15 protein-coding genes and 1 tRNA gene are annotated in these 19,250 nt (G+C 64.5%); 9 read left to right on the top strand and 7 right to left on the bottom strand.

Translation table 11 applies throughout. From position 1 onward, the window contains the following. Positions 1–14: 14 nt before the first annotated feature. Positions 15–1,004 carry a Fic family protein gene (locus KSS90_RS04275; RefSeq protein WP_217869735.1) on the bottom strand — a complete coding sequence of 330 codons (990 nt, stop codon included), beginning with the start codon at positions 1,002–1,004 and terminating at the stop codon, positions 15–17. A 219-nt stretch (positions 1,005–1,223) separates the two neighbouring features. Between KSS90_RS04275 and KSS90_RS04270 the strand changes: the two genes are divergently transcribed. The 3 genes from KSS90_RS04270 (at position 1,224) to KSS90_RS04260 (ending at position 4,644) form a co-directional block, all read left to right on the top strand. Further along, positions 1,224–1,613 carry a YybH family protein gene (locus KSS90_RS04270; protein ID WP_217868341.1) on the top strand — a complete coding sequence of 130 codons (390 nt, stop codon included), beginning with the start codon at positions 1,224–1,226 and terminating at the stop codon, positions 1,611–1,613. Between the two features lie 87 nt (positions 1,614–1,700). Continuing rightward, positions 1,701–3,200, top strand: coding sequence for a purine-cytosine permease family protein (locus tag KSS90_RS04265; protein WP_046857161.1), 1,500 nt, complete (start codon positions 1,701–1,703; stop codon positions 3,198–3,200). Positions 3,201–3,213: 13 nt separating this feature from the next. Next, positions 3,214–4,644: an aldehyde dehydrogenase family protein gene (locus KSS90_RS04260; RefSeq protein WP_217868340.1), complete on the top strand. Its 1,431-nt coding sequence runs from the start codon at positions 3,214–3,216 to the stop codon at positions 4,642–4,644. Between the two features lie 441 nt (positions 4,645–5,085). On the opposite strand, the gene KSS90_RS04255 is transcribed toward KSS90_RS04260, so the two are convergent. The 3 genes from KSS90_RS04255 to KSS90_RS04245 form a co-directional block, all read right to left on the bottom strand. Beyond that, a complete protein-coding gene (locus KSS90_RS04255; protein ID WP_217868339.1) occupies positions 5,086–7,488 on the bottom strand; it encodes a DUF3772 domain-containing protein in 2,403 nt (800 codons plus the stop codon). A gap of 54 nt (positions 7,489–7,542) precedes the next feature. Further along, the gene (gene ada / locus KSS90_RS04250; protein ID WP_217868338.1) at positions 7,543–8,601 is read right to left on the bottom strand and encodes a bifunctional DNA-binding transcriptional regulator/O6-methylguanine-DNA methyltransferase Ada; all 1,059 of its coding nucleotides are present in this window, start codon (positions 8,599–8,601) and stop codon (positions 7,543–7,545) included. A 94-nt stretch (positions 8,602–8,695) separates the two neighbouring features. Further along, complete coding sequence (locus tag KSS90_RS04245) at positions 8,696–9,322, bottom strand: DNA-3-methyladenine glycosylase family protein (protein ID WP_217868337.1); 627 nt, start codon at positions 9,320–9,322, stop codon at positions 8,696–8,698. 167 nt (positions 9,323–9,489) lie between these two features. On the opposite strand from KSS90_RS04245, the gene KSS90_RS04240 reads away from it, so the two are divergent. The 3 genes from KSS90_RS04240 (at position 9,490) to KSS90_RS04230 (ending at position 13,519) form a co-directional block, all read left to right on the top strand. Continuing rightward, positions 9,490–10,005 (top strand): sigma-70 family RNA polymerase sigma factor, encoded by a 516-nt coding sequence (locus tag KSS90_RS04240; protein WP_217868336.1) that lies wholly within the window; start codon positions 9,490–9,492, stop codon positions 10,003–10,005. Beyond that, a complete protein-coding gene (locus KSS90_RS04235) occupies positions 9,992–10,948 on the top strand; it encodes a FecR domain-containing protein (RefSeq protein WP_217868335.1) in 957 nt (318 codons plus the stop codon). Before KSS90_RS04240 ends, KSS90_RS04235 begins: the two co-directional genes overlap by 14 nt. A gap of 96 nt (positions 10,949–11,044) precedes the next feature. Continuing rightward, positions 11,045–13,519, top strand: coding sequence for a TonB-dependent siderophore receptor (locus KSS90_RS04230; protein ID WP_217868334.1), 2,475 nt, complete (start codon positions 11,045–11,047; stop codon positions 13,517–13,519). A gap of 22 nt (positions 13,520–13,541) precedes the next feature. On the opposite strand, the gene KSS90_RS04225 is transcribed toward KSS90_RS04230, so the two are convergent. Beyond that, positions 13,542–14,699 (bottom strand): MFS transporter, encoded by a 1,158-nt coding sequence (locus tag KSS90_RS04225; protein ID WP_217868333.1) that lies wholly within the window; start codon positions 14,697–14,699, stop codon positions 13,542–13,544. Positions 14,700–15,163: 464 nt separating this feature from the next. Here KSS90_RS04225 and KSS90_RS04220 point away from each other — a divergent pair, with 464 nt between their 5' ends. Next, positions 15,164–15,955, top strand: coding sequence for an RHS repeat-associated core domain-containing protein (locus KSS90_RS04220; RefSeq protein ID WP_225933133.1), 792 nt, complete (start codon positions 15,164–15,166; stop codon positions 15,953–15,955). Between the two features lie 50 nt (positions 15,956–16,005). Here the strand turns inward: KSS90_RS04220 and KSS90_RS04215 are convergent, their stop codons facing one another. Next, positions 16,006–17,217 (bottom strand): MFS transporter, encoded by a 1,212-nt coding sequence (locus KSS90_RS04215; RefSeq protein WP_217868331.1) that lies wholly within the window; start codon positions 17,215–17,217, stop codon positions 16,006–16,008. 199 nt (positions 17,218–17,416) lie between these two features. Between KSS90_RS04215 and KSS90_RS04210 the strand changes: the two genes are divergently transcribed. Both KSS90_RS04210 and KSS90_RS04205 read left to right on the top strand, forming a co-directional pair. After that, a complete protein-coding gene (locus KSS90_RS04210) occupies positions 17,417–18,340 on the top strand; it encodes a FecR family protein (protein WP_217869734.1) in 924 nt (307 codons plus the stop codon). Between the two features lie 96 nt (positions 18,341–18,436). Continuing rightward, positions 18,437–18,513: transfer RNA gene (locus KSS90_RS04205), tRNA-Met, on the top strand. Positions 18,514–18,567: 54 nt separating this feature from the next. Here KSS90_RS04205 and KSS90_RS04200 read toward each other — a convergent pair. After that, positions 18,568–19,182, bottom strand: a complete 615-nt coding sequence (locus tag KSS90_RS04200) for a LysE family translocator (protein ID WP_217868330.1) — start codon at positions 19,180–19,182, stop codon at positions 18,568–18,570. Positions 19,183–19,250: the final 68 nt, after the last annotated feature.

Here is a 19,250-nt window from a genome sequence, read left to right as displayed (position 1 = left end):
GCCTGCACAAGCGGTTACCTTATGACACGGCGATATTGCTGCGTCGGGCTGCGCGGCGCATCAGGGTCGGTCATTTCGATCAAACCGTCAGCCAACGCAGGCTTGAGATAGTTCGCTCGGAAGGTCGGACGGTGAGACAATCCGAGGCGCTCCATCAGTTCATTGGCGCGCAGCGCGACACCCGGTTTCAGAACGTCCAGCAATCGCGTTACTTGGTCGGTTACTTGGTCGGTTACTTGGTCGGTCTCACTCGCCTCGGCCAATGCCTGGCCTAGCGCCTGAAGCATGAACTCGACAAAGGGCGTGGCCTCACCAGCCTGATCCGCAGCCGCCAGCGCACCGTAGTACGCCTCCTGTTGGGCACAGATCACCGACTCCACCGGCAAGTAGGCGAGTACCGGGCGCCAGCGGCTCAGTATCAGCGTCTGCCACAGACGCCCCATCCGCCCGTTGCCATCGGCGAAGGGATGGATGAACTCGAACTCGTAGTGAAAGACGCAACTGCTGATCAACGGGTGCCAGTCACTGGCGCTCAACCAACGCAACAGATCATGCATCAGCGGCTGCAAGCGACTGGCAGGCGGTGCCATGTGCAACAGGCGCTGGCCGCGATAGATACCGACACCCCCTTGGCGAAACTGACCGGCGTCGTCGATCAAGCCCATCATCAGCAGCTTGTGGGCAGCCAGCAGATCGGCCTGACGCTCGGGCTGCCAGCCGCCCATCGCTTCATAAGTGGCAAAGGCATTGCGCACCTCCTGGATTTCACGCGGCAAGCCGAGTACCCGCTTCCCTTCCAGAACTGCAGTGACCTGTTCGACGCTCAGGGTGTTGTTCTCGATCGCCAGCGAGGCCTGGATGGTGCGAATGCGGTTGCCCCGGCGCAGTTGCGGGGTAAGCGCCACTTCCCGATTGGCCGTGAGAGCCCCCACCTTTTCGCTGATATCGGCAACAAGCGCCAGCATGCGCGGTGTCACGGTCAGTGGCGGCTGATACTGGCTCATGGGAATGTCCATCAAGTCTGGAAGCGTGAATACGATCTTGAACCTTGATGAAGTCAAGGCTGCCGACACCTTAGCCAGTGGCAACACCCGGGTAAAGCGCAGCACCCCATTGGTTCACGATTTCCTGAACTGATTATTTGTCCACAGCGATTCTTCCCCTCGCCCGCCCCCACCAGAATCGCTTCACCAACAATCACAATAAACCGTGAGGCCACTCCCGTGGACCAGACACTCCAGGTACGGCAGGCCGCCGCCGACCTCGTCGCCGCCTTCGCCAGCAACGACACCGCCCGCTACTTCGCCTGCTTCAGCGAAGACGCCACCTTCCTCTTCCACACCGTGCCGCAACCACTGCTGTCACGCCGTGCCTATGAAGACCTCTGGGCCAGCTGGCAGGCGGACGGTTTCGCCGTGCTCGGCTGCGAGTCGAGCAATGCCCAGGTGAGCCTGCAGGGCGACGTGGCGATCTTCATGCACGACGTGGCCACGCGCCTGCGCGTCGCCGGCGAGACCCTCGACCTGAACGAACGCGAGACCATCGTCTTCCGTCTGCACGGCGACCGCTGGCTGGCCTGTCATGAGCACCTGTCGGTCGTCTCGCCGGCCTGATCCCCTTTCAAGCGGCCTTGCCGCACTGCCATCGCACCCACAACAAGGCCGCCCGACGGCCGACAACATTCGCGCTGGAGCATCACCATGAGCCACTCGACCGGTATCGAGACCAATGGCGTCGAACAGATCCCCGACGATCAACGCGACGCCGCCCCGCTGGACCTGTTCCGCCTGATCTTCGGCGGTGCCAATACCTTCGCCACCGCCGTGCTGGGTAGCTTCCCGGTGCTGTTCGGGCTGTCGTTCCAGGCCGGGGTCTGGGCGATCCTGCTCGGCGTCGGCGTGGGTGCGCTGATCCTCGCGCCGATGGGCCTGTTCGGCGCGCTCAACGGCACCAACAACGCGGTATCGTCCGGCGCGCACTTCGGTGTGCATGGGCGTATCGTCGGCTCGTTCCTGTCACTGCTGACCGCCGTCGCGTTCTTCTCGCTGTCGGTATGGAGCTCCGGCGATGCCTTGGTCGGCGGCGCCAAGCGCCTGGTCGGCCTGCCGGAAACCGACCTGACCCTGGGCCTGGCCTATGGCCTGTTCGCGATACTGGTGCTGGTGGTGTGCATCTTCGGCTTCCGCTTCATGCTGTGGGTCAACAAGATTGCGGTGTGGGCCTCGAGCCTGCTGTTCCTGCTGGGCATCTTCGCTTTCGCCGGCCCCTTCGATGCGGGCTACGCCGGCAGCGTCAACCTCGGCCAGGCCGGCTTCTGGGCGGCATTCGTCGGCGCGGCGATCCTGGCCATGAGCAACCCGGTGTCGTTCGGCGCCTTCCTCGGCGACTGGTCGCGCTATATCCCGCGCCAGACGCCCAAGTCGCGCATCATGCTGGCGGTGATCCTCGCCCAGGCCGCCACGCTGATCCCGTTCCTGTTCGGCCTATGCACCGCCACCCTGGTGGCCAGCCAGGCACCGGACTACATCGCCGCCAACAACTATGTCGGCGGCCTGCTGGCGATTTCGCCGGGCTGGTTCTTCCTGCCGGTGTGCCTGATCGCGGTGATCGGCGGCATGTCCACCGGCACCACGGCGCTGTACGGCACCGGCCTGGACATGTCCAGCGTGTTCCCGCGCCTGCTCAGCCGCGCCGCCGCCACATTGCTGATCGGTGTGCTGGCCATCGGCTTCATCTTCGTCGGCCGCTTCACCTTCAACCTGGTGCAGAGCGTGTCGACCTTCGCCGTGCTGATCATCACCTGCACCAGCCCCTGGATGGTGATCATGATCCTCGGTTTGATCACCCGTCGCGGCTTCTACCATGCCGACGACCTGCAGGTGTTCACCCGCGGCCAGCAAGGCGGCCACTACTGGTTCGACCACGGCTGGAACTGGCGCGGCATGGGCGCGTGGATCCCCAGCGCGGTGGTTGGCCTGTGCTTCGTCAACCTGCCCGGGCAGTTCGTCGGCCCGCTGGGCGAGCTCGCCGGCGGCATCGACCTGAGCCTGCCGGTGACCCTCGGCATCGCCGCCGTGCTGTACCTGATCCTGCTCAACCTGTTCCCTGAACCGGCTGGCGTGTATGGCCCCCGTGGCCCGCGCTGGGTGCGTTGCAAAAGCACGCCGGTAAAGCCCGTGACCACTGCCGAAATGGCCTGACTGGAATCCGACCATGACCACTCCTCACTACATCGACGGCCGCTGGGTCGAAGGCCAGGGCAGCGACTGCATCGTTGTCCACAACCCGTCCGACGGCCAGCCGTTCGCCGAACTGATGGCCGCCAGCAGCGCCCAGGTCGACCAGGCCGTGGCCGCTGCGCGCCGTGCCCTGACGTCCTGGAAGACCGTCAGCGCCACCGAGCGTGCCAACTACCTGCGCGGCTTCGCCGAACAGCTGGGCCAGCGCCGCGACGACTTGATCGCCCTGCAGATGCGCAACAACGGCAAGCCGCGCCACGAGGCCGAGATCGACCTGGACGACGCCATCGCCACCTTCGCCTACTACGCCGACCTGGCCGAGCAGCTACCGGCGAAAAACCGTGACGTGCCCCTGGCGGCGCCGGGCTTCACCGCCCGCACCCGCCTTGAGCCGGTGGGCGTGGTCGGCCTGATCGTGCCGTGGAACTTCCCGCTGGTAACCAGCGCCTGGAAGCTCGCCCCGGCCCTCGCGGCCGGCTGCACCGTGGTGCTCAAGCCCTCCGAAATCACCCCGCTGATCGAGCAGGCCTACGGCCAGATCGCCGAGGTGCTGGGTCTGCCGGCCGGCGTGCTGAACATCGTGGGCGGCAAGGCCGAGACCGGCGCTGCGCTGAGCGGCCACAACGGCCTGGACAAGCTGTCGTTCACCGGCAGCAACGGCGTCGGCAGCCAGGTGATGCGCGCCGCCGCGGCCCAGTGCCGGCCAGTGACCCTGGAGCTGGGCGGCAAGTCGGCCATCGTGGTGTTCGACGATTGCGATGTCGACCAGGCCGTGGAGTGGATCGTCGCCGGCATCACCTGGAACGCCGGGCAGATGTGCTCGGCCACCTCGCGCCTGCTGGTGCAGGACGGCATCGCCGATGCCCTGCTGCCGCGCTTGCAGGCGGCACTGGCGGCGTTGCGCGTGGGCAACCCGCTATCTGAAGAAGTGGACATGGGACCGCTGACCAGCCAGGCGCAGTGGCTGAAGGTCGCCGGCTATTTCGCCACCGCCCGCGAAGAAGGCCTGGAGTGCCTGGCCGGCGGCACCGCGCTGGACCGCGACGGCTGGTTCGTCAGCCCGACGTTGTATGTGGATGTACCGGTAAGCAGTCGCCTGTGGGGCGAAGAAATCTTCGGCCCGGTGCTGTGCGCGCGGCGCTTCGGCAGCGAGGCCGAGGCCATCGCCCAGGCCAACGACAGCCGCTTCGGGTTGGTCGCCACCGTGTGCTCCGCCGACCTGGAACGCGCCGAGCGCGTCGCCGATGCGCTGGAGGTGGGGCATGTGTGGATCAACTCGGTGCAGGCGGTGTTCGTCGAGACCTCGTGGGGCGGGACCAAGGGCAGCGGGATCGGGCGTGAGCTCGGGCCTTGGGGGCTTTCGGGATATCAGTCGGTGAAGCATGTGACGCGGTGCTTGGGGTGATTTTTTAGGCGTCCCATTTAAGGAAATGGGGAGGCAGGCAGGTGTTCGGCGACTGCCTTGCAGCGCCTACAAGATCGAGCGCCGCCCGCGCGGCGCATCGCTGGCAAGCCAGCTCCCACATTTGTTTCGGGCCAGTCTGTTCTGTGAAGTTGTCGCTGTCCGCCTTGGTGCATGTCTTGAGACAGGTGGGACACCAGTGGCGCCCATATTGAAACCGCGTCGTACCCACAAGGCGTACAGCCGCGGCGGCGCAGGCATAACTGGCCCGAAACAAATGTGGGAGCTGGCTTGCCAGCGATGCGCCGCGCGGGCGGCGCTCGATCTCATAAGCGCTGCAAGGCTATTGGCGAACACATGGTCGCCTTTTCGCGATATCACTTAGAACACTATCGCGGGGCCAGTCACATCGGTGCGCCGATACGACTTGCCCCGCGATTGGCCTTATGCCGGTTCGTCGGCCTGGCGAACGTTCTCCTGCACCAGCACCATGCTCGCCGGCGACGACAGGGCGATGCCCTCTTCACGCAAGCGCCCGAGAATGGTGAATAGCAGGTCGCTGCGCGTGCCCGATACCTGCCTCGGCGACGCGACATAGCCGCTCACACCGATGACCATGCCACTGCTGGTCAGGTCCTTGAAGGTCACCGAGGTGGCCGGCGCGTCGAGGATCGACTCGTGCTCCTTGTACGCCGCCAGCAACACCTCACGCACTTTCGCAGGGTCGGTCTCCAGCGGCAGCGTCAGGGTGATGCCCACCACCCCAAGGGCATTGGCCATGGTCACGTTGCGCACGTTCTGCGAGATGAACTGCGAATTGGGCACGATCACCGTCGAGCGGTCGGACATTTGGATTTCCGTGGCGCGCACGTTGATCCGGCGAATATCACCCTCGACACCCGCCAGGCTCACCCAGTCACCCACCTTCACCGGACGCTCGGTAAGCAGGATCAGGCCGGAGATGAAGTTCTGCACGATCTGCTGCAGGCCGAAACCGATACCCACCGACAGCGCACTGACTACCCAGGTCAGGCTGGTCAGGTTGATGTGCAGGGTGGACATCACCAGCATGGCCAGGAACAGGAAGCCCAGGTAGCCGACCAGGGTCACCAGCGAGGCGCGCATGCCGGCGTCCATGTCGGTTTCCGGCAGCAGCCGTTCGCTCAGCCAGCGCTTGACCACGCGAATGGCGAACCAGCCACCGAGGAAGATCGCCACCGCCAGGAAGATGTCCTGGGGCACGATGTTCAGGTTGCCCAGCACCTTGCCACCGGTGCCGTCCCAGTCCGCCAGGCTCAGCAGCAGCTCGCCGGGGCTGGTGCCCGATGGCATGAATATCAGCAACGCGGCGGCAAACAGCAGCAGTGTGCGGCCGATGCCCGCCAGCACCGTGCTGGCCTGGGCCTGGTGGCGTTGCTGCAGGCCCAGCGCCGAGGCCAGCGCCAGGCCACCAGGCTGGCGCGGCGACAGCAGGGTTTCGCACAGGTCGCCGAACACGGTCACCAGCAGGTAGGCGCAGGTCACCACCACACTGACCCACAGCAGCTTGGCGGTGAGGAAGTAGGCAAGCGTCAGGTAGCCGGCGAGCAGGGTCAGCAGAACCGCCGCCACCCACACCACGATCACGAACGGGATCAGCCCGGCCAGACCCTTGGGGCGTTCCAGGTCGTGCAGGCGGTGGGCGCGGCGATAGCGCAGCAGCGCCACGACGAACAGCAGCGACACCACCAGCGCTGTCACGCCGTTGGTCGCCAGGGTCAGCGCCAGGCTGGTGCCGATCACGCTGTTGATGCGCTCCTGGGTCAGCAGCACCATCAACGCCAGGGCCAGCACCTTGGGGAACCAGCCCAAGGCGCTGGCCACCTCGTCGGCGATCGGCGGCAGGCGCCAGGACGGGCGCTGCAGCATCAGCATGGCGCGGCCCAGGCCCGAGATGAAGGCACTGAAGATCACCAACGCCAGGATATGGTTGGTCAGGCTGGCGAGGTCGGTACCCAGTTCGGCGCTGCTCTCCAGGCCCCAACGCAGCAGCGACACCGAGCCGGAGATGGTGCCCAGCGTGGCCAGGCTGACGCTCAGGGCCAGGGCGCTGCGGCGCAGGCGGCCTTCAGGCAGCCAGCGGATCATCGCATCGGCCAACAGGCGCTCCAGCAGCCGCCGTACCAGAGTCCAGACCAGCACCGCCGCCACCAGCGCGGTGATGAACAACCAGCGGTGTTCGGCGCTGAAGGCGCTGGCCATGGCATCCGATACCTCGCCGCGCAGGTCGCGCAGGCGCGCCACGTCGTCGTCGGTGGGGCGGATCAGGCTCGACCAGAACGCCGGGCTCAACGGGCTGGCGGCGCGGCTGGTGATCTGCGAGTTGAACAGGCTGCGGCGCAGGTTGACGATCTGCGTGGACAGGTCACGGGCCGACTGGGTCAACGTGGTGGCGTCCTTCTGCTCGGCGACCACCTTGTTCTTTTCGTCAGTGAGCTGCTTGCGCTGCCGCGTCAGGCTCTCGGCCTCTTCGGCCATGGGCGGGCCGAGCACGTTGAGCTGGTCGTCCAGGCGCTGCACGTCGGCGGTGCGCTGGGTGGCCAGCACATCGGCCTGGCGTTGCACCTGCAGGGCCGACTGGCGCAACTGCGCGAGCAGGTCGTCGTTGGCGTTACTGGTGACGCCCTGGCGGATCTGGTCGAGTCGTTCGCTCAACTCTTCCAGGCTGGCGTTCTCGTCCAGCACCTGCTGCTCGGCCACGGCCAGGCGCGATGCCGGCGTGGCCGGGGCAGCCCAGGCCGGGACGGCCAGGCACAACAGCAGGGCGAAAATCCCCGCATAGAATCGGTCAAGGCTGACACGCCTCATCGAATGTTCCTCTACGCAACTCGACAGGGCGTGAATTCTACTCGGTCCGCGCGCTCAGGAGAGTGCCGTCTCTCGGTCCAGCAACTGACGCTTGCGCTCGATGCCCCAGCGGTAGCCACTGAGGTCGCCGTCACGGCGCACCACCCGATGACAGGGAATGGCCACGGCGATCGCGTTGGCCGCGCAGGCCTGGGCCACCGCCCGCACGGCCTTGGGCGCGCCGATACGCTCGGCGATGTCGGTGTAGCTGACCGTGGTCCCGGGCGGCACCTCGCGCAGCGCTTGCCAGACCCGCTCCTGAAACGCCGTGCCCTGCACATCCAGGGGCAACGCCAGGCCCAGCGCCGGCGCCTCGACGAAGCCGATCACCTCGGCCACCAGCCGCTCGAAGGTGTCATCGCCGCCGATCAGCCGGGCCTTGGGGAATTTGTCCTGCAGGTCCTTGAGCAAGGGCTCGGGCTCGTCACCCAGCAGGATCGCGCAGATGCCGCGCTCGCTCTGGGCCACCAAGATCGCTCCCAGCGAGCACTGGGCCACGGCAAAATGGATGGTGGCCCCCTGGCCGCCGGCACGGTACTCCCGCGGGCGCATGCCCAGCCGCTCGGCGGCGCTCTCGTAAAACCGGCTGTTGGAGTTGTAGCCCGCGTCGTAGATGGCCTCGGTGACGCTGTCGGCAGCATCCAGGCGCTGGCGCAGACGTTGGGCGCGGAAGGCCGAAGCGTAGGCCTTGGGGGTCAGGCCGGTCTCGGCCTTGAACAGGCGATGCAGATGGAAGGGGCTGACGTTCAGCTCGCTGCCGAGCTGGTCGAGGTTGGGCGCGGTTTCACTGGCCTCGATCAGGCGACAGGCGCGGGCCACCAAGTCGGTGCGCCGGCTGCCCTGCCCGGCCTTGCAGCGCTTGCAGGCGCGGTAGCCGGCTGCCTCGGCCTGGCCGGGGTCGGCAAAGAACTCGACGTTCTCACGCTTGGCCAGGCGCGACTTGCAGGCGGGCTGGCAGTAGACGCCGGTGGTGCGCACGGCATAGACGAAATGGCCGGTCGCGGCGGTGTCGCGGGACTGCACGGCGTGCCAGCGTTCAGCGTCGGTGGTGTAGGTGGTCGGGGCGTGGTTCATGGCGCCTCTCCTTGGTTCGATGCGCTGAGCTTGGCGGGTTAGCCGAAAGTGAACACTCCGAATCTTGCGTTATCTTCAACGGGCCAATCACGGGTCAAGCCCGCCACAGGTACCAGGCCGCCACGGTACGGTACGGGCTCCACGCCCCGCCCAAAACCCGCATCTGCGCGGGCGTCGGCGCCTTGTCCAGGCCCTTCATGCTCCGATACCCCTCGCGCACGCCGAAGTCGTCCACCGGCAGGATATCCGATCGCTCCAGGCTATAGATCAGCAGCATCTCCACCGTCCAACGCCCCACTCCGCGCAACGCCACCAGACGCTCGACCAGTGCAGCATCCGACATATGCAGCGCCTCTTCCCGGCTGGGCACCACACCCTCCACACGCGCCTGGGCGATCCCGTGGACCGTGGCGATCTTGCTCGCGGATAGCCCACAGGCGCGCATCGCCTCCGGCGTCACCGCCAGCAACTGTCTGGGCGAGGGAAACGCTCCATCCGGGAACAACGCCAGCAGTCGCCCGAGGATCGCCTCGGCCGCCCGCGCATGCAACTGCTGGTAGGCGATGGCCCGCACCAGCGCTTCGTACGGCTCGCGCCCGGGGGTGGCCCGATGCAGGCAGGGCCCCACGGCGGCAATATGCCGCGCCCAGTCCGCATCCTGCCCGGCCAGCCAGGCAGAGGCATCGGCAAAGGCCTGCGGGGAAAGGTCTGCAAGAATCATCGTTGGCGTTCCCATGGGCACAATCTCTCAGCCTAATCCAACCGTTCATCGGTGAAACGCTCAATCTTGCCCATCGAATCGTTGGCATACCATTGATCCGCCCGTGGCGCCGCGCATAGAATTGAGAACTATTAACAATCACATTATCCGGGCAGGCTCTCCAGACGATGCAGATCGAAGACACGCTGAAACCGGCCGAGGTCGATCTGCTCTATCAGGCCCATCACCGCTGGCTGCGCGGCTGGCTCGGCGCCCGGGTGGGTTGCAGGGAGAACGCCGCCGACCTGGCCCAGGACACTTTCGTGCGCCTGCTCAAGGCGCGCCAGGCCTCGCCGCTCAAAGAGCCACGCGCCTACCTGAGCAGCATCGCCCGTGGCCTGATGATCGACCAGTTCCGCCGTCGCGCCCTGGAAAAAGCCTACCTGGAAAGCCTGGCCAACCTGCCGGAACAAGAGGCACCCAGCGAGGAGCAACGCCTGTTGATCCTCGACACCCTCGAGCGCCTCGACCTTGCCCTGCAACGCCTCAAGCCACGGGCCCGCCAGGCCTTCCTGCTGGCCCAGCTCGACGGCCTCATCCTGGCACAGATCGCCCAGCGCCTGGATGTTTCCCGGGCCACCGTGGAACGCGACCTGGCCAAGGCCCTGGGCGTCTGCTACCGGATGCGCTATGCCGACGCCTGACCAGATACCGACCCAGGCCCAGGTCGACCAGGCCATCGAATGGCTGGTCAAACTGCGCTACGACAGCCCCGGCCCACGCACCGAACAGCAGTTCCAGCGCTGGCTGGCCAGCCACCCGCAGCATGCCCAGGCGTGGCAGCGGGTCAGCAGCCTCGGTGACGAACTGGCCAGCCTGCCCGCCGAGTTGAGTCGGCAGACCCTCGCCGGTACCGAGCGCCGACGCATGAGCCGGCGCGACCATCTCAAGCTGCTGTCGGTATTGGCCCTGGGTGGCGCCGCTGGCTGGGCGGCGCGCGAACCGCTGGGCCTGTCGGCCTGGATGGCCGACAGCCGCACCGCCACCGGCGAGCGCCGTGAACTGCTCGGCAGCGACGGCAGCCTGATCCGCCTGAACACCGCCAGTGCCATCGACCTGCGCTACAGCGCCGACCAACGCCGCCTGACCCTGCTGCGCGGCGAAATCAGCCTAGACAGCAACGCCAACGACAACCGCCCATTCAGCATCGACACCCCGGTCGGCGCTCTGGGCACCCAGGGCGGCCAGCTGTTGTTGCGCGAAAATGCCCAGGGCCTGCTGGTGGCCGTGCGCCGGGGCGAGGTGACGTTGTTCCCCGCTTCCAGCGCCGCACATTCAGTCAAGCCTGGCGAGGTGCTGCAAGTGTTCGCCCAGGGCGAATACCAACCCGCCACCTTGCATGGCGACCCCTGGGGCTGGACCGACGGCGTGCTCAGCGTGCAGCAGATGCCCCTCGGCGAGTTCATCGACGAGCTATCGCGCTACCGCCCCGGCGTATTGCGCTGCGCGCCGGAGGTGGCCGGGCTGAAGGTTTCCGGCACCTACCAGCTGGCCGACACCGATCAGGTCCTGCTCCTGGTCGCCCGCAGCCTGCCAGTGCGCATCGACTACCGCACACGCTATTGGGTGAGCATCGGCGCCGCCTGAACAACTAATGAAAATAAATGAGGTGGAATCTCATTCTCGTCCGGCCTGAAGGAAAACAAGCCCGAACAGTGGTCTGACAACCTTCAGGAGCGCTTCATGATTCGCCCGTGTTCCCCTCGCAACGCCACCCTGCGCCATGCCATCCACGCTGCCGCCCTCGGCCTGGGCATGGCCTGCGCAGGCGTGCTGCCGCCAGTCGCCGTCGCCGCGCCCGCCAGCCAGAGCCAGCAGCGCGACTGGAACATCCCCGCCGGCCCGTTGGCCGCCGCGCTGGACCAGCTGGCGCGCCAGGGCGGGCTGAACCTGTCGTACGACGCCGGCAGCCTGCAGGGCAAGACCACTCAAGGCGTGCAGGGCCGCCATGACAGTGCGCAGGCGTTGCAGATCCTGCTGCAGGGCAGCGATGTGCAGGTCCAGCAGGAAAGCGAAAAGAGCTTCCTGCTGATACCCGCCCTGGAGGTGGGCGATGCCCTGCAACTGGGCGCCACCAGCATCTCCAGCAACCGCCTGGGCGAGACCACCGAGCACAGCGGCTCCTACACCACCGGGGCGGTCACCATCGGCAAGACGCCACAGAGCATCCGCCACACGCCGCAATCGGTGACCGTGGTCACCCGCCAGCGCATCGACGACCAGAACATCACCAACCTCACCAACCTGCTCGAGCAGACCCCAGGCGTGGTGGTCAACCTGACCGACAGTGAGCGGGTGCAGTACTACTCGCGCGGCTACCAGATCGACGCCATCCAGTACGACGGCGCCACCGTGGTGCAGAGCAGCGGCGGTGGTTCGTTCATCCAGAGCGATTCGGCGATCCTCGACCGCGCCGAGATCCTGCGCGGCGCCACCGGCATGCTGCGCGGCGCCGGCAACCCCTCCGGCACCGTCAACCTGGTGCGCAAGCGCCCCACCTATGAATTTCAGGGCGAAGGCAGCGTCACCCTCGGCACCTGGGATGCCCAGCGCTACGTCGCCGACCTTTCCGGCCCCTTGACCGAGACTGGCAACGTGCGTGGCCGGGTGATCGCGGTGCATGACGAGAAGGACCACTTCCAGCAATCGCGCCAGGAGCGCAAGGATGTGCTGTACGGGGTCATGGCCTTCGATCTCGACGACAGCACCACCCTGACCACTGGCCTCGAGTGGACCCAGCTCGACGCCACCGGCGCCTGGGGCAACCTGCCGGCCGACTACGACGGCTCGCCACTGCCGTTCGGCCGCAGCACCTACCTGGGCGCCGACTGGAACCGCTGGAACCGCAGCAACCTGCAGACCTTCGCCGAGCTCGAGCATCGTTTCGACAACGACTGGACGCTCAAGCTGATGGCCCAGCGCACCCACTTCGAGCTGGATGACAACGGCTTCAAGCAGACCTACTTCAGCCGTGCCACCGGCACCGCCAACCCGACCCGCAACCCTTACCTGATGAGCTACCAGGTAACCGAAGGCGATGGCGGCGAGAGCCTGCAGAACAACCTCAGCGCCACCCTCAACGGCCCGTTCGACCTGCTGGGCCGCAGCCACGAGCTGATGCTGGGCGTCGAGCGCATCCGCAACGACTCCTACGCCTCGGCCACCAACAATGTGCAATCGGGCGTGTTCGACATCCGCACCTGGGACCCGAAGACAAGTCTGGCCAACCCGAGCATCAACATCACCGCCCACCCGGTGCGCACCCGCACCACCCAGGAAGGCGCCTACGCCACTTGGCGCATCTCCCTGGCCGATCCGCTCACCGCGATCATCGGCGCCCGCGCCAACTGGTACGACTACGAGCAGGAAAACAACACCAAGGCCAACGGCAAGTTCAGCGTCGACAACGAGATCGTGCCCTACGCCGCGCTGATCTACGACCTCAACGACAACTTCAGCACCTACGCCAGCTACACCGAGATCTTCAACCCGCAGACCAACACCGATGCCGCCGGCTCCGTGCTCGAGCCGGTCACCGGCGAAGCCTACGAGACCGGGATCAAGGGCGAGTTCTACGAGGGCCGGCTGAACACCTCGCTGGCGTTCTTCCGCATCTACCAGGTCGGCAACGCACTGGACGACCTCAGCGGGCCGAACCCGTGCCTGCCCAACTACACCAGCGGCTATTGCAAGGTCGCCGCGGGCAAGAACCGCAGCCAGGGCTTCGAGCTGGAGATTTCCGGCGAAGTGCTGCCGGGCTGGAACGTGACCGGCGGCTACACCTACAACACCACCGAATACCTCAAGGACACCACCGGCAACAACGGCAACCCGATCCGCACCACCGACCCCAAGCGCATGCTGCGCCTGTTCACCAGCTATCGCCTGCCGGGCGAGCTGCAGGCCTGGACCGTGGGCGGCGGCGTGCAGGCGCAGAGCGCCATCTACAACCGCAGCGGCACAGCCGAAGCTTCGCAGTCGGGGTATGCGGTGTACAACGCGATGGTGAACTACCGCTTCAACGACAACTATTCGTTGCAGTTGAACGCCAACAACCTGTTCGACAAGAAGTACTACCGCCAGGTGGCGCCGACGCCGACCGGGTACTACTGGGGCGATCCGCGCAATGTGTCGGTGACCTTGCGCGGATCGTTCTGACCTGCCGTTCGATGGCTGGGGGTCAGTCCGCTACAGCCTGAAGCTTGCCTGCCCGGCGATAGGCCTGGCGGGCGAAGCACACGAACAGCCCCGCCATCAGCGCCAGCGCCATGGGCAGGCCATGGGGCGCCACGTCCATCGCCGCGCCGCTGACCAGCGGCCCGACCAGGCTGCCGACGCCCCACAGCAAGCCGACGCTGGCGTTCGCCGTGACCAGGTCCTGGCCTTTGAAGCGCTGCCCGATCAGTACCAGCGCCAAGGTATAGATGCCCCCCGCCACCGCGCCGAGCACCACCAGCAGCGGCCATAGCAGCCAGGTCATCTGCAGCAGCCAGGGCAAGGCGATGCCGATCATCATTGCCACCAACCCGCATACCAGGTGCAGCCCGGTGCGCTCGACCCGGTCGGCGAGCCAGCCCAACGGCAGCTGGAAGAGCATGTCGCCGGCGAACACCACGGTCACCATCAGCGCCGCCACGCCCACGGCGAAACCATGGCTGGTGGCGTATACCGGCAGCAGCGACAGCACCACGGCATCGAAGAACGAGAAGAACAGCACCGCCACGCACAAGGCCGGGGCGACACGGAAGAAACCGGCCAGGCCGAAGCTCTTGGCGTCTTCCTCATGCTCGACATGATCGTTGGGCACGGTGAACAGGATGCACAGCAAGGCCAGGCCATAGCAGAAGGTGACCACGCCGGTCAGCCATGGGCTGTTGGCGCCCAGCAATGCGAGCAGCGCCGGGCCGAGTACCTGGAAGCCGGTGAAGCTGGTGGCATACAGCGCCATGATCTTGCCGCGGTTGTGCTCCGGGCACAGTTCGTTGACCCACGACTCGCCGAGGATGATCGCGATGCCCATGCCGATGCCCAGCCCAAGGCGCAGCAGCGCCAGCCACAGCATCGAGTCGAAGGCCCACTCAAGCAAGGCGATGCTCAAGGTGCATAGGCTGAAGCTCAGCAAGTAGATGACGCGCCGGGTCAGGTGCCGGCAGCAGGCGTCGACCATGAACGCCGAGAGCATCATGCCGGCCGCCGGGATCGCCGAGATGATGCCGATCTCCAGCGTCCCCGCCCCCGCCTCGTGCAGGCGCAACGACACCAGCGGCAGGCTCGCCCCGAGGCTGAAACCGACCACCGACACGGCGAACAACAGGCCCGCCAGCAAACGCATGTTCATGTACCACTCCTTGCAAGCCGGCGCGCAGGGGCTCTGGCCCTGGCCGACTGGAAAATCCGCTGAAAGATGTTCGAACGCAGACGCCCACCGTCACGCCGGGAAGGCGCGCTACGCAGGGGCGCGGATCAGTTCAGGGCAAGGTGTGGCGAGAAGGTGAAGGCGAACAAGACGCTGCGTCGACGCTTGAGCACCGTGTCACTCGGCCACGCGCGGCGCGCTGTCGGGGCGACAGGCTGGCGGTGTGGGCGAAGACTACGGGTACGGCGCATTGCATCGGCTACGCAGGAGTTGAGGAGGCGGCACTCTAGGCCAGGGAGCGCTGAGGCGTCAATCTGATCATCACCGCAGCGGCTCATAAGCCCATGGTCAAGCAGCGAAGCTGCCAGTTTGAAACCCATCATTACGCAAGATCGAAACAGTCACCTGATATTTGTGACAGTTGCCAAATCACTCCAGACAGCACAATGTCAAGCCCTTATAAACCCTTTCAGGCCGCCGCCATGCCAAACAACTCTGAACAAACAACTCTACTGGGAACCGATGTGCAAGGCACACCCCTTTTACTACAGAAACCACAGGGTATCCAACAACTAAGTTTTTGCGCATTTGGATATGATCAAGCCAGCAATCGAATGCTATCCCTGTTGGGATTCAATGGCGAGGCTCGTGCCCCATCAGGCTACTACTTACTCGGCGATGGCTATCGGGCATACTACTCCACAATTATGCGGTTCGGCTCTCCCGACAGTGTCAGCCCTTTTGACGATGGTGGAATCAACAGCTATGCCTACTGCTTAGGAGACCCCATAAACTTACTTGATTCCTCAGGCCACTCACCAGAGAAACCCTCTAAAGGAATACTTAGGCCAACACCTAAAAACTACGACTTCAGTATAGGGAAGACTACCAAAATATCATTCAATGATGCTGTTGCGAGCAAAACCATAGCCGAGCACAGCACGCTATATTACTACCCAGGCTGGGAAAATTATGTAGGCATCACAAAAAAAGACAAGCAACTCATCCAAAAACTGGACAACCGGGAAGCAAAGCTAAAAAACCGCGAAAGCAAACTAGAACTTCTTAAAATAGCGGCAAAATCCAACACGCCCAAAGATAATGCAAACTACTCCAATTACTTAATAAAAAAGATCTCACCTTTAAAAGAAAAAATTACAGCAACTATCACACGCCTTGACGCATTACAAGACAGCCAGCCCCGAGACACCTTGAGCAACATCAGAAGTGAAATCTGAAAAACATTAGGCCTCTCCACAGAGAGGCCTATCTGAGTCCAAACCCGTCATTACTTGCCAGTAGACGGCAAAAACACCGCCAACAACCCAAACAACGGCAGGAACGAGCAAACCCCATACACATACTCGATCCCACGCAGGTCAGCCACATACCCCAGCAGCGCCGCGCCGATCCCGCCAAACCCGAACATCAGCCCGAAGAAGATCCCGGCGATCATCCCCACATTGCCCGGCACCAGCTCCTGGGCATACACCACGATGGCCGAGAACGCCGAAGCCAGGACGAAGCCGATCACCACGCTGAGCACGGTGGTCCAGAACAGGTCGGCATAGGGCAGCGCCAGGGTGAACGGTGCCACGCCGAGGATCGAGAACCAGATCACCGCCTTGCGCCCGATGCGGTCACCGATGGGCCCGCCAAAGAAGGTGCCCGCCGCCACCGCGCCGAGGAACAGGAACAGGTGCAGCTGTGAACTGGCCACCGACAGCTGGAACTTCTCGATCAGGTAGAAGGTGAAGTAGCTGGTGAAGCTGGCCATGTAGAAGTACTTGGAAAACACCAGCAGGCCCAGCACCACCAAGGCCATGATCACCCGCTGGCGCGAGATGCCATGGGTGGCCTGCACTGCCTTGCGTGCCTTGGCCTGGTTCAGGTGTTCCTTGTACCAGCGGCGCAGCATCAGGGTCACGGCAAAGAAGAACAGCCCGGCCACACCGAACCAGGCCACGTGGGTCTGGCCGAAGGGAATGACGATTGCCGCCGCCAACAACGGGCCAAGGGCGGAGCCGGCGTTACCGCCGACCTGGAAGCTCGACTGGGCCAGGCCGAAGCGCCCGCCCGAAGCCAGCCGGGCAATGCGCGAGGTCTCCGGGTGGAAGGTCGAGGAGCCGATGCCCACCAGTGCCGAGGCCAGCAGGATCATCGGGAAGCTGCCGACGAAGGCCAGCATCACGATGCCCACCAGGGTACACAGGGTGCCCAGCGGCAACAGGTTCGGCATGGGCCGCTTGTCGGTGAAGAACCCCACCCAAGGCTGCAACAACGAAGCGGTGATCTGGAAGGTCAGGGTGATCAGGCCGATCTGGGCGAAGCTCAGGTCGTAGTTGGCCTTGAGCATCGGGTAGATCGCCGGCAGCACCGCCTGGATCAAGTCGTTGATCAAGTGCGCCAGAGCGCAGAAACCAATGATGCTCATCACCAGCGGCGTCGCCGTGCTTGCCGGGCTGCTGGCGCTGGAAGTCGGGGTGCTGCTGATGGCCATGACTGGTATCCGTCCGCGGGTTGGGATCCGATTATCGTGAAACAAATAGATACGAAGCTACCTTTTTATTTCCCAGTGGAGCACCCGACGCAACGTACTTGTAAATGGTTCTCAATATATTTAGCATCCCAGACCATCTTCCTCCTTGAACGCTGGGCGAAACCGCCCGCCCTTGCGAGTAGCCCGCCCCATGAGCCCGATGCCCGCCCTGCAACCTCAGCCCGACCCTGAGCAGGAAGCCCTGGACTGGTTCTCCCGCCTGCGCCAGCCCGGTTGCGACGAAGCGTTGCGCCAGGCGTTCGCCAACTGGTGCCAGGACCCGCTCAACGCCAGGGCCTATGCTCAGCTCGAAGCTTACTGGCAGCAGTTGCAGGTCCCGGCGGCCCGACCACGACCACGGGTCGCCAAGGTGCGGCACAGCCGTGCCGGGCTGTGCCTGGCGCTGCTGTTCCTTGTACTGGTGGCAGCACTGGCCTGGATCTACTGGCCGCTGATGCAACGGCTGGGCAGCGAACTGCACACCGACAGCGGCGAACGCCGTAGCGTGCGCCTGGCCGACGGCTCGACCCTGCACCTGGACAGCGCCAGCGCGATGAATGTCGACCTGCGTGGCCGCACCCGCCAACTGCATCTGGTGCAGGGCCAGATCTACCTGGAGGTGATGCTCGATGGCCGGGCCATGGAGGTGCAGGTCGATGACACCCGGATCCAAGTGTTCGGCACCCGCCTGCAGATCGCCCGCCATGCCGACCATGACGAACTGGTGGTGCTCAACGGCAAGGCCGCAGTCCTGCAGGGTGGCGACCAGCGCCTGGTGAATGCCGGCGAACGGGTGACGTTCAGTGAATCGCGCATTAATTCCGTCGAGAAGATCGACACCAAACTGGTCGACGCCTGGCGCAACGGTCAGTTGAAGGCCCGGAATTTGCCGTTGGGCGAAGTATTGGAGCGCCTGGCCGACTATCGTGGCCAGCGTGTCTGGATGATGAACGAACAAGCGACCTATCAGCGGGTCAGCGGCGATTTCGACCTCGACCACCCGGCGCAGAGCCTCGAGCGCCTGGCCGCCGATCAGCAATTGCGCCTGCACGACCTGCTCGGCCACTGGCTGATCGTGCGCTGAGGCGCCCTTCCCGGCTAAGCTTTTGAAAGGTTGGAAAATTTTTTTGAAAACGTTGTTGACAGGATCGCGATTCGAGCTAATAATGCGCGCCAAGTTGGCTACATAGCTCAGTTGGTTAGAGCATAGCATTCATAATGCTGGGGTCCGGGGTTCAAGTCCCTGTGTAGCCACCACCTTCTAAAAGGGCTTATCGAAAGATAAGCCCTTTTTCTTTGCCCGCGAAAACGTTACTTCACTCCCGCCACCACCACGGCCAGCCCCAGGCCGATCAAAGCCACCCCGATTACCCGGTCAACCGTGCGCTGGCGCTCGATCATCGCCGCACGCAATCGCGCACTGGAAAAGAACACCGCCACCAGGCTGAACCACACCCAATGGGCAAACGACATGAACGCGCCATAGGCGAAGTCCAGCGCCAGCGGGCTGCCCGGCCGCACTACCTGGGTATAGGCGCTGACCACGAACAGCATGGTCTTGGGATTCAGCGCATTGGTCAGAAAGCCCGTGCGCAACGCGCTCGCCACGCTGGACGCGCTAGGCGCCAGATCGTCGAGACGGATGCGCGTGGTGTTGGTCAGCGACTTGTAGCCCAGGTACACCAAGTAGCCCGCCCCTACCACCTTCATGGCCAGGAACAGGGTGGGGCTCTGGCTGATGATCACGGCAATGCCGAGCACGGTGTACAGCACATGCACTTGCACGCCCAGGGCGATGCCTGCCGCGGCAGCAAGGCCAGCTTTGCGGCCTTGCGCATAACTGCTGCGGGTGACCATGGCGAAGTCGGCACCAGGACTGATGACGGCCAGGATAGTGAAAAGGGCAACGGCGATGAGTTCGTTCACAAACAGCGATCCTCGATGAAAATTCACGGAAGATCGAATTATCCTGGTGCCAGCTACAGCTAAAAATC

It is taken from the genome of Pseudomonas maumuensis (assembly GCF_019139675.1).
Lineage (GTDB): Bacteria > Pseudomonadota > Gammaproteobacteria > Pseudomonadales > Pseudomonadaceae > Aquipseudomonas > Aquipseudomonas maumuensis.
The sequence above is the reverse complement of the archived record's forward strand: the minus strand, read 5'-3'. Positions and strand labels throughout refer to the sequence as shown.